Source organism: Chitinasiproducens palmae (assembly GCF_900095735.1).
GTDB lineage: Bacteria > Pseudomonadota > Gammaproteobacteria > Burkholderiales > Burkholderiaceae > Chitinasiproducens > Chitinasiproducens palmae.
In genome coordinates, this window is sequence record NZ_FNLO01000002.1 from 635,360 (window position 1) to 644,086 (window position 8,727).

7 protein-coding genes and 2 pseudogenes are annotated in these 8,727 nt (G+C 66.7%); 3 read left to right on the top strand and 6 right to left on the bottom strand.

The window, feature by feature from the left end:
• Positions 1-123: 123 nt before the first annotated feature.
• The 3 genes and pseudogenes from BLU54_RS24600 to BLU54_RS05865 form a co-directional block, all read right to left on the bottom strand.
• Positions 124-710 (bottom strand): annotated as a pseudogene (locus tag BLU54_RS24600) (ABC transporter permease); the annotation flags it as partial.
• Positions 711-1,016: 306 nt separating this feature from the next.
• Positions 1,017-1,715: pseudogene (locus BLU54_RS24605) on the bottom strand (ABC transporter ATP-binding protein); the annotation flags it as partial.
• Between the two features lie 8 nt (positions 1,716-1,723).
• A complete protein-coding gene (locus BLU54_RS05865) occupies positions 1,724-2,860 on the bottom strand; it encodes an efflux RND transporter periplasmic adaptor subunit (protein ID WP_091905927.1) in 1,137 nt (378 codons plus the stop codon).
• Positions 2,861-3,537: 677 nt separating this feature from the next.
• Between BLU54_RS05865 and BLU54_RS05875 the strand changes: the two genes are divergently transcribed.
• A complete protein-coding gene (locus tag BLU54_RS05875; RefSeq protein ID WP_170845040.1) occupies positions 3,538-4,158 on the top strand; it encodes an NUDIX hydrolase in 621 nt (206 codons plus the stop codon).
• Between the two features lie 184 nt (positions 4,159-4,342).
• Positions 4,343-4,843 carry a YciE/YciF ferroxidase family protein gene (locus BLU54_RS05880; RefSeq protein ID WP_091905933.1) on the top strand — a complete coding sequence of 167 codons (501 nt, stop codon included), beginning with the start codon at positions 4,343-4,345 and terminating at the stop codon, positions 4,841-4,843.
• Positions 4,844-5,125: 282 nt separating this feature from the next.
• On the opposite strand, the gene BLU54_RS05885 is transcribed toward BLU54_RS05880, so the two are convergent.
• From BLU54_RS05885 to BLU54_RS05895, 3 genes are all read right to left on the bottom strand, one after another.
• A complete protein-coding gene (locus tag BLU54_RS05885) occupies positions 5,126-5,974 on the bottom strand; it encodes an HpcH/HpaI aldolase/citrate lyase family protein (protein ID WP_091905935.1) in 849 nt (282 codons plus the stop codon).
• A gap of 43 nt (positions 5,975-6,017) precedes the next feature.
• Entirely contained in the window at positions 6,018-7,181 is a 1,164-nt protein-coding gene (locus BLU54_RS05890; protein WP_091905937.1) for an acyl-CoA dehydrogenase family protein, read from the bottom strand.
• 95 nt (positions 7,182-7,276) lie between these two features.
• Positions 7,277-8,125, bottom strand: coding sequence for an HTD2 family dehydratase (locus BLU54_RS05895; protein ID WP_091906045.1), 849 nt, complete (start codon positions 8,123-8,125; stop codon positions 7,277-7,279).
• A gap of 256 nt (positions 8,126-8,381) precedes the next feature.
• Between BLU54_RS05895 and BLU54_RS05900 the strand changes: the two genes are divergently transcribed.
• On the top strand, positions 8,382-8,727 hold a 346-nt coding region (locus tag BLU54_RS05900), incomplete at its 3' end, for an electron transfer flavoprotein subunit beta/FixA family protein (protein WP_407919395.1).

An 8,727-nucleotide genomic window follows, 5' to 3' on the forward strand; every position in this document is an offset into this window, starting at 1 on the left:
CCGGGCGATGCTGTCGACGTTGTAGGTGAAGAAGTCCTGCCGGCCGTGCCTTGTGCGGAGCACCCGGGTCAGACTCTTTTCCGCAAGCGCGCCCGGCTGACCGTCCCGCACGCGAACCGTGATGCTGTCCAGATGCTGCTGTCCAAACAGACGGGCCAACGCGGTGGTGTACGGGAGCCACACATTGAGCTGTTTCACATCGCCGGCGCCGTCCCGCGTCTCCGCCTTGACGCCGATCACCACGCACGGCAGCGTATCGATGAGGATTACCTTGCCGAGCGGGCTGACGCGCTTGCCGAACAGCTTGCGCCGCGTGTGCTGGTCGATCACCGCCACTTGCCTTTGGTGCCGTACTTCGTCGCTGCTGAACGCGCGGCCCGCGGCCAGCCGCATGCCGCGCACCGAAAAGTAATGCTCGCCAACGCCATTGACGAGTGCCTTGACGTCGACGTTGCGGTAACGGAGCAACAGGCTGCGGCGACCTCGGGCGTCGCGCTGTCGAGATACGGTTGCGTCGCCAGCGCGGTCGCATCGGCGGCAACCAGGGTGCGGATCGATGCCGCTTCGGTGTCTCCCCAGTCGCGTCCCGGATAGATGCTGATGGTGTGGCTGCCCATGCTGGTGAGCGCGGCCAGCAGATGACGTTTGGCGCCTTCGCCGAGGGCTGCGATGGTCACCACCGCGGCAATGCCGATCACGACGCCGAGCATCGTCAGGAGGGTGCGCAGACGGTGCGACAGCAGGGCAAGCCACGCCTCCTGGACCACGGCAGCCCAACGTGCCGCGACGCCGTCGACGCGACCCGTCCTCTGCGAAGGGAGCGCCGCGCAGGGAGCGACTGCGTAGGGAGCGACTGCGTAGGGAGCGACTGCGCGATCGTCGACCCGCCGGGCATTGCGAGCGACGCTCGCATGGGCCGATCCGCAGTCCGGTGCGGCGGGGCGCGAGGCGCCAAGCGCGCCCGCCTGTGCCTGTGCCTGTGCCTGTGCCTGTGCCTGTGCCTGTGCCTGTGCCTGTGCCTGTGCCTGTGCCTGTGCCCGGTCGGCCACTACTTCGCCGTCGCGCATCTCGATCATGCGTCGCGCGCGCGCCGCCACGCCCATGTCGTGCGTGACCACGATCACGGTATGTCCCAGCGCGTTCAGCCCTGCCAGGATGTCGATGATCTCCTGCCCGCTGACGGAGTCCAGTGCGCCGGTCGGTTCGTCGGCCAGGATGACGTCGCCCCCGTTCATCAACGCGCGCGCGATGGCCACGCGCTGTTGCTGCCCGCCCGACAACTGCGCCGGTCGGTGCGCCGCGTGAGCGGCCAGTCCGACGCCTGCCAGAAGCGCTGCCGCCCGCGCCGTGCGCACTTGACCGCTGACGCGCCGGTAGATCGCCGGTAAGGCGACGTTCGCGAGGGCATCAAGATGCGGCAGCAGGTTGTAGCACTGGAACACAAAGCCGAAGCGCTCGCACCGCAACTGCGCAAGCGCGTCATCGTGGAGGCTGTCGGTCTCGCGGCCGGCAATACGGTAGGTGCCCGAGCTGGGCGCATCGAGACAGCCCAACAGGTTCAGCAACGTCGACTTGCCGGAGCCCGACGGGCCGACGATGGCAACGAACTCGCCCGCGCGGATCGACAGGTCGATACCCTTCAACACGGCGACGTCGCGCTCGCCGGTGCGAAAACGTCGCGTGACGCCGACGAGCTCGAGCAATGGTGGTTCCATATCCATGCTCAAGCCGCCGTGCCGACATCAGGCTCGGGATCGTCCGGGGTGTCGATCACCACGCGTTCGCCTTCGCGCAGCCCGTCCCGCACTTCCACCCGAGTGCCGTCGTCCATGCCGGTCCTTACCCAACGGGTCGACACCTCGCCAGCCGCGTCCAATACACGAACCGGATGGCGGTCATCGCGCACACCGGGCGCGCCGAGTGCGCCGACGGGCACGGTCAGCACGCCACGCGCGGCGCCCAGCAGCACCCCCACCTGCGCCGTCATGGCGATCCGCAAGCGATGGTCGGGATTGGGCACCTCGAACAGCGCGTTGTAGAACACCGCGGTGCTCGGCCGCGTGCTACCGCCAACCGGGTTCTGCACCTCCAGAATATTCTGCGGCGCCGGCTCGATCGCGCGCAGGCGAGCGTAATGCCGCGTGTCCGGCTCGCCGAGAATCGTGAAGTAGACGGTCTGCCCCGGACGGACGCGGATCACGTCAGCCTCGGAGATCTGTGCCTTGACCGTCATTGTGTCCAGATCGGCCAGCTTCAAGATGACCGGGGCCTGCTGTTGCGCGATCACTGTCTGGCCTTCCTGCGTCACGACCGCAACCACCCGCCCGTCGATCGGCGCAACGATACGCGTGTAGCCGAGACTGGCCCGTGCGCTCTCCACCTCGATTCGGGCGGCGCCGATCTGCGCATCCAGCGCCGCCAGATTGGCGCGTTCGACGTCACGTTCCGCGCGCGCCGCATCGAATTCCTGCCCGGAGGTCGAGTCAAGGTCGCGCAAGCGGCGGTGACGGCGCAGGCCGGCTGCCGCACGTGTCAGACGCGCCGCGGTGGCGCGCCGCTCGGCCAGCAGTCGCGCCACGTTGCTCTGCGCCTGACGCAGAGCGTTGCGTGGGATCACCGGATCGATTTCCGCCAGCCATTGACCCTGGCGCACAGTGTCCCCAAGGGCAACTTTCAGGGTCTTCAGCTGCCCCGAGACCTGCGCACCGACGTCGACCTGCCGGTAGGCCTGCAGCGTGCCGGTGGCGAGCACCACGCGCTCGAGGTCGCCACGTTGCACCGGTGCACTCAGATATTGCTGCGCCGGCTTCGAACGGAGCCAAATCGAAGCGAGTGCGACACAGGCGGCGGCCGCGAGCATGCCGGCGCACGCGACGCCCCGGCGGCGCGCGCTGCGAGTGGTCGGCTGGCTCAAGCGAGAGAACCGCGTCTTGCAACACGCGACAGTTTCAAGACATCTCCTGTTTGCTTGCGCTGGATCGGTACCTGCGAGACCGGCCATCGCCGCGACGGCCGCGACAAAGCCGTGGGACCGGTGCGGTGCCAGGCGCGTGGCGCAGCCACGCACATTCGACGTGCGGCAAGTGGACCACCGCCGAGGCCGGCCATCGGCGCGGACCGCGGTAACGCACCGGTTGCAGGCAGCCTGCTTGTGTCAACGCCAGGGCATCGCTACGACCTGACGCGTGGTGCTGACGCAGTCGACCGGCAAGCGGCCGCCGCAGCAACGGGCGGAAGCGAAGCATTCACCGAAAGCGATCGTGCGCGCAATGATGAAACGCTACAGATCGCAAAGCCGTGCGCCGGACCGAGAAGGCGCGCGCACGCGTTTGCGACACGATTGCCGCACGCGTGACATGCACGGCTGGATCCCTTCGACTGGTCGGACCGGTCTGCCTGACCGGGCGGCCGGACAACATTCGAAACGTTTTGCGCGAGCGGCCACGCTACCATCTCGCCATGCTCCGGGCACCCCGCCGCAATTGCGCGCGCGACCTCGGCGGACCAGGTAGCGGACGCGACGGACGCTCAGTGACAGTGCAGCCGCGAACCGCCTGCACCTCGATAAACACCCCAATGACCCGAAAAGCCACGTTGCTTGCCTGCCTGCTCGATTACCGGATCCGCTTCCCGGACGAAGCGACGAGCGTCGATCGCGCCATCGCCGCGTTCCAAGGAAGCGCCGACCCGTTCAGTCGACGCAATCTGCCCGGTCACGTCACCGCGAGCGGCATCGTCCTGAATGTGGAGAACGGCGGCATCGCCGCTGGCCAAGGCCAAGGCGATGCTGCCCAGGTCCTGCTGGTCTGGCACGCGCCCACGGCTCGCTGGCTGCAGCCCGGCGGCCATGTCGAGGGCGACGAGACGCCGGACCAGAGCGCGCTGCGAGAAGTCATGGAGGAAACGGGCTTCCGCTGCGGTCTGCACGCATGGCACCGCGACCCCGTGGTGCCGATCGACGTCGATATCCATCGGATCCCGGCCAACCCGTCCAAACACGAGCCCGAGCACTGGCATTGCGACCTCCGCTTCGTACTCGTGCCGGAAGGCCCGGCGGGCACGCCGTTGGACGCGCATGCCATGGTCTGGCGCCCGCTCGCCGACATCGACGCACCCGGGCTTTCCCGTATCCGTGACAAGTTGCGGCGCATGGTCTGAGCGGGGGCCTGCCGCCGGCGCGCGGCATGGGTGTCGCCCGCTGTCGCCCGCTATCGGCGCGGCGCGCCGCAGCGATCGTCGCGGCACGGCCCGAGCGAATGTTGGGAACACGCGTTGCTGAGCAGTGCTGCGTGGCGTCGGGTGCCGTCCGACGCAACGCACACACACTCCCTGGAGATAGACCATGGCCAAGAAGACCACGCTGACCGACCTCTTCATTCATGCTCTTTCGGACGTGTACAGCGCCGAGAAACAACTGACCAAGGCCCTGCCCAAGCTGGCACGCGCGGCCACCAATCCGGATCTGGCCGCGGCGTTCGAAACCCACCTCGAAGAGACCCAGGGGCAGATCGAGCGGATCGACCAGGTTGTCGAGTCCTCCGGCGTGAAGCTCAAGCGCATGAAGTGCGCGGCGATGGAGGGGCTCGTCGAGGAGGGGCAGGAAGTGATCGACGAGCTGGACAAGGGTCCGGTGCTCGACGCGGCGCTGATCGGCGCGGCGCAGAAGGTCGAGCATTACGAGATTGCGACCTACGGCACGCTATGCGTGCTGGCCAAGCAACTTGGTTTCAACGATGCCGCCAAGCTGCTCGCCGAGACGCTGCAGGAAGAAAAGGAAACGGACCGCAAGTTGACGGTGCTGGCCGAGCAGCAGGTGAACGACGAAGCGGCCGGGGTCGCCTGAGCCCAGCGCGGCGCCTCGTTTCGGCCCACCGCCCTTCCCGCGATCGGCGGTGTGCGGTAGCGCACACAAGCCGCTCCGCGACATGTATGCTCATGGCGCCAGTGGGCGCTGCACGTTTCGCCTCTGCGCCGGTGCATCCCGTCCACACGAGCGCGGCAGCGATTCACTGAAGCCCGGGCGGCTGACCGACGATGCGCCGCCAGCCCTTGCATTGATTCTCGGTCCGCCGCCCGCGGACCACATCATCTGTGTTGTGCAACCGTGGCTCGATTGTGGTCGCCGTCACGGCATGGACGCGGGCACGGGCACGGCTGCGCCCAGGATCCGTCTTGCCTTCAGAATCACCGGCGTGTCGATCATTTTTCCGTCGAGCTGCGCCGCCGCGCCAGCGCCCGCCGCCTGCAGGACACGCCTCGCCCACGCCAGCTCGTCCTCGCTCCACGCGTAGGCCTGATGCACCGGCGCGACCTGCCTGGGATGGATGCACAGTTTCGCCCCGAAGCCAAACCGACGGGCACGCCGGGCGTCGTCCTCGATCCTTGCCGCATCGTCGAGTACGGTGCTGACGCCGTCGATCGGTGGCGCGAGCGAAGCGAGGCGGGATGCCATGACAAGCTGGGCGCGGAAAGGATCCAGTTCTTCGCGATCGCCGTCGATGCCGAGGTCGAGTTGGAAGTCCAGCGTGCCGAACACCAACCGTTGAACGCCGGGGCACGCAGCGAGTGTCGACACCTCGGCCATGCCACGCGCCGTTTCAACCAGCGGCAGGATCGCCATCGCCTGATGCGCAAGACGCCGCACCGTTGCGAGATCGTCGCGGCGCTCCGCTTTCGGGAGCATGATGCCGGCGAGCAGCGGATGCGAAGCGAGCGCGGTCAGGTCGTCGCCAAACCAGGTTGTGTCGGGACCATTGACCCGCACCACGACCGCGCAGGCGTTTGCCTGGCCGGCCGCTTGCCAGGCGTCGAGCGTCTCCCGCACGAAGCCGCGCGCCGCAGGCTTGTCAGCGGCCGGCACCGCGTCCTCCAGGTCGATGACGATCGCATCGGCGCCCGCCGCCATGGCTTTCGAGAAACGTTCTGGACGGTTGCCGGGCACGAATAGGTAGGAACGTGCGAGTGCTGGCTTCATGTCGATACCTTCGTTGTTCGCTTGGCGCACGCATCGCGCTTGCCTAGAACGAGCGGGGCAAACCCAGGATGTGCTCCGCCACGTAGGAGAGGATCAGGTTGGTCGAGATCGGCGCGACTTGATAGAGGCGCGTTTCACGGAACTTCCGTTCCACGTCGTACTCGCAAGCGAAGCCGAAGCCGCCGTGGAATTGCAGGCACGCATTGGCCGCCTCCCAAGACGCATCGGCGGCCAGCAGCTTCGCCATATTGGCCTGCGCGCCACAGGGCTCGTGTGCGTCGAAGCGGCGGGCTGCCTCGAACCGCATCAGGCTGGCTGCCTCGACGTTGACGAAGGCGCGCGCAATCGGGAACTGCACGCCCTGGTTCTGGCCGATCGGGCGGCCGAACACGATCCGCTCCTTCGCATAGGCACTGACCTTGTCAATGAACCAATACCCGTCGCCAATGCACTCGGCCGCGATCAGCGTGCGTTCGGCGTTCAAGCCGTCGAGGATGTACTTGAAGCCCTGGCCCTCTTCCCCGATCAGGTTCTCCGCTGGAATCTCCAGGTTGTCGAAGAACAGCTCGTTGGTTTCGTGGTTGACCATGTTCAGGATCGGCTGCACGGTCATGCCTTTCCCGATCGCTTCGCGCAAGTCGACGATGAAAATCGACATGCCCTCGGACTTGCGCTTGACGTCGGCCAGCGGCGTCGTGCGCGCCAGCAGGATCATCAGGTCGGAGTGCTGGATCCGAGAGATCCAGACCTTCTGGCCGTTGATCACGTAGCGGTCGCCCCGACGCTCCGCCGTCGTCTTGATCTTCGTGGTGTCGGTGCCGGTGGTCGGCTCGGTGACGCCCATCGACTGCAGACGCAGCTCGCCGCTGGCGATCTTCGGCAGGTAGGTCTGTTTCTGTTGTTCCGAACCGTGCCGCAACAGCGTACCCATGTTGTACATCTGACCGTGGCAGGCGCCGGAATTGCCGCCCGACCGATTGATTTCCTCCATGATGACCGACGCTTCGGTCAGGCCGAGGCCGGAACCGCCGTACTCCTGTGGAATCAGTGCGGCAAGCCAGCCGGCCTGCGTCAGCGCGTCGACGAACGCTTCGGGATAGCCGCGTTCCTCGTCGATCTTGCGGAAATACTCGCCGGAGAACTGCTCGCACAAGTCGCGGACTGCCTCGCGGATGTCTTGAAAGGATTCCTGTTGGGTCGTCTGCATGGCAAGGAAAACGTGAAAATCGGGAGGGTCGGACGCGGCGTACAAGGCCGCGCCCGTTCTGCTTCGGATCGGGCGCCAGATGCGGTCGCGGCGGCTCAGGCCAACGTCGCGACCGCCCGCATCGCGAGATAGCCTTCGTGATCTTTCGCCCACAGCTCGACGCTCAAGCCGTCGTCCGAAGGCAGGCCGCATAGCGTCAGCGGACGGTTGGCGAACACCGGGCGCTGCGCGCGGAACGAGAACGTGCGCACGACGGCGGCGGGCAGCGTGCGCCGGACCAGATCCACCAGCAACGTGGCGATCAGCGGGCCGTGTACCACCAGATCCGGATAACCTTCCACTGCGGTGACGTACGGATGGTCGTAGTGGATGCGATGGCCGTTGAAGGTCAACGCGGAATAGCGGAACAGCAGCGTCGGGTCCGGATGAACCGTACGCGACCAACGCTCCCCGTCCGGCGCGCGCGCCGCTGGGGCGGCTGGCGCATCGGAGCGCGGCGCATCGCGATACACGATGTCCTGCTCTTCCTCGACGCACAGCACCCCGCCTGTCTCGATACGGTGTTGCACCGTCACGAAAACAAGCTGACCGGTGCGCCCGGTCTTGCTATCCACCGCCGCAATGGTCGAGTGGCGCGTGGCATCCGTGCCGGCCGGCAACGGGGCGTGAAACGTCAGCCTGCCGCCCGCCCACATGCGCCGAGGCAGCGCTACCGGCGGCAGGAAGCCACCGCGTTGCGGATGCCCGTCCTCGCCGAGGCTCGCCTGCGGCGCGGTCGGCTGGAAGAACATCCAATGCCAAAGAGGCGGTACGCTGGTTGGCACGTCCGCATCGCCTGAGTCGAGCGTGGCGGCCAGGGCCCGCAGCGAGAAGGCCGAGATCACTTCGCCGGCAGTCTCCTCCCTGCCCAGCCAGTCGTCGAGGCGCGCCGGAACGGCATTCATCATGCGTCTCCGTTGTGTGATGCGATTCTTGTCATTCGCTTGGATTCGTCCGAGTCATGGCTACTATGAACTGCCCTGCCGGCTTCGCAAAGTTCTGATTCGGAAAGTGGGCATTCGGCTTTGCTTAAGGCTGTACAGCCGATGCCGGCATCGCCTGTCTTAGGGTCTGGCGAACGAGCGCTTCACGCATCGCGAATTGAGCGGGGGGTGACGGTCTGTCACAGTGAGGCTCTTGAACCGAAGAAGGAGGCTGGCCTTGAAGATTCTGGTACCCGTGAAGCGCGTGGTGGACTACAACGTGAAGGTTCGCGTGAAGGCGGACGAGTCGGGCGTGGACCTCGCCAACGTGAAGATGTCGATGAACCCGTTCGACGAGATCGCCATCGAGGAGGCGGTACGCCTGCGCGAGGCCGGCGTGGCCACCGAGGTGGTGGCCGTGTCGTGTGGCGTGACGCAGTGCCAGGAGACGCTGCGCACGGCGCTGGCGATCGGCGCGGACCGCGCGCTGCTGGTCGAGACCAGCGCGGAGCTGCAGCCGCTGGCCGTGGCCAAGCTGATCAAGGCGGTGGTCGAGAAGGAAGCCCCTGAGCTGGTGATCCTCG

What these genes read in the sequence shown, in the direction of transcription:
- BLU54_RS05880 (WP_091905933.1), top strand. Translation starts at nt 4,343, where the DNA reads ATGGCCAAGAAGACCACGCTGACCGACCTCTTCATTCATGCTCTTTCG.
- BLU54_RS05885 (WP_091905935.1), bottom strand. Translation starts at nt 5,974, where the DNA reads ATGAAGCCAGCACTCGCACGTTCCTACCTATTCGTGCCCGGCAACCGT.
- BLU54_RS05890 (WP_091905937.1), bottom strand. Translation starts at nt 7,181, where the DNA reads ATGCAGACGACCCAACAGGAATCCTTTCAAGACATCCGCGAGGCAGTC.
- BLU54_RS05895 (WP_091906045.1), bottom strand. Translation starts at nt 8,125, where the DNA reads ATGAATGCCGTTCCGGCGCGCCTCGACGACTGGCTGGGCAGGGAGGAG.
- BLU54_RS05865 (WP_091905927.1), bottom strand. Translation starts at nt 2,860, where the DNA reads ATGCTCGCGGCCGCCGCCTGTGTCGCACTCGCTTCGATTTGGCTCCGT.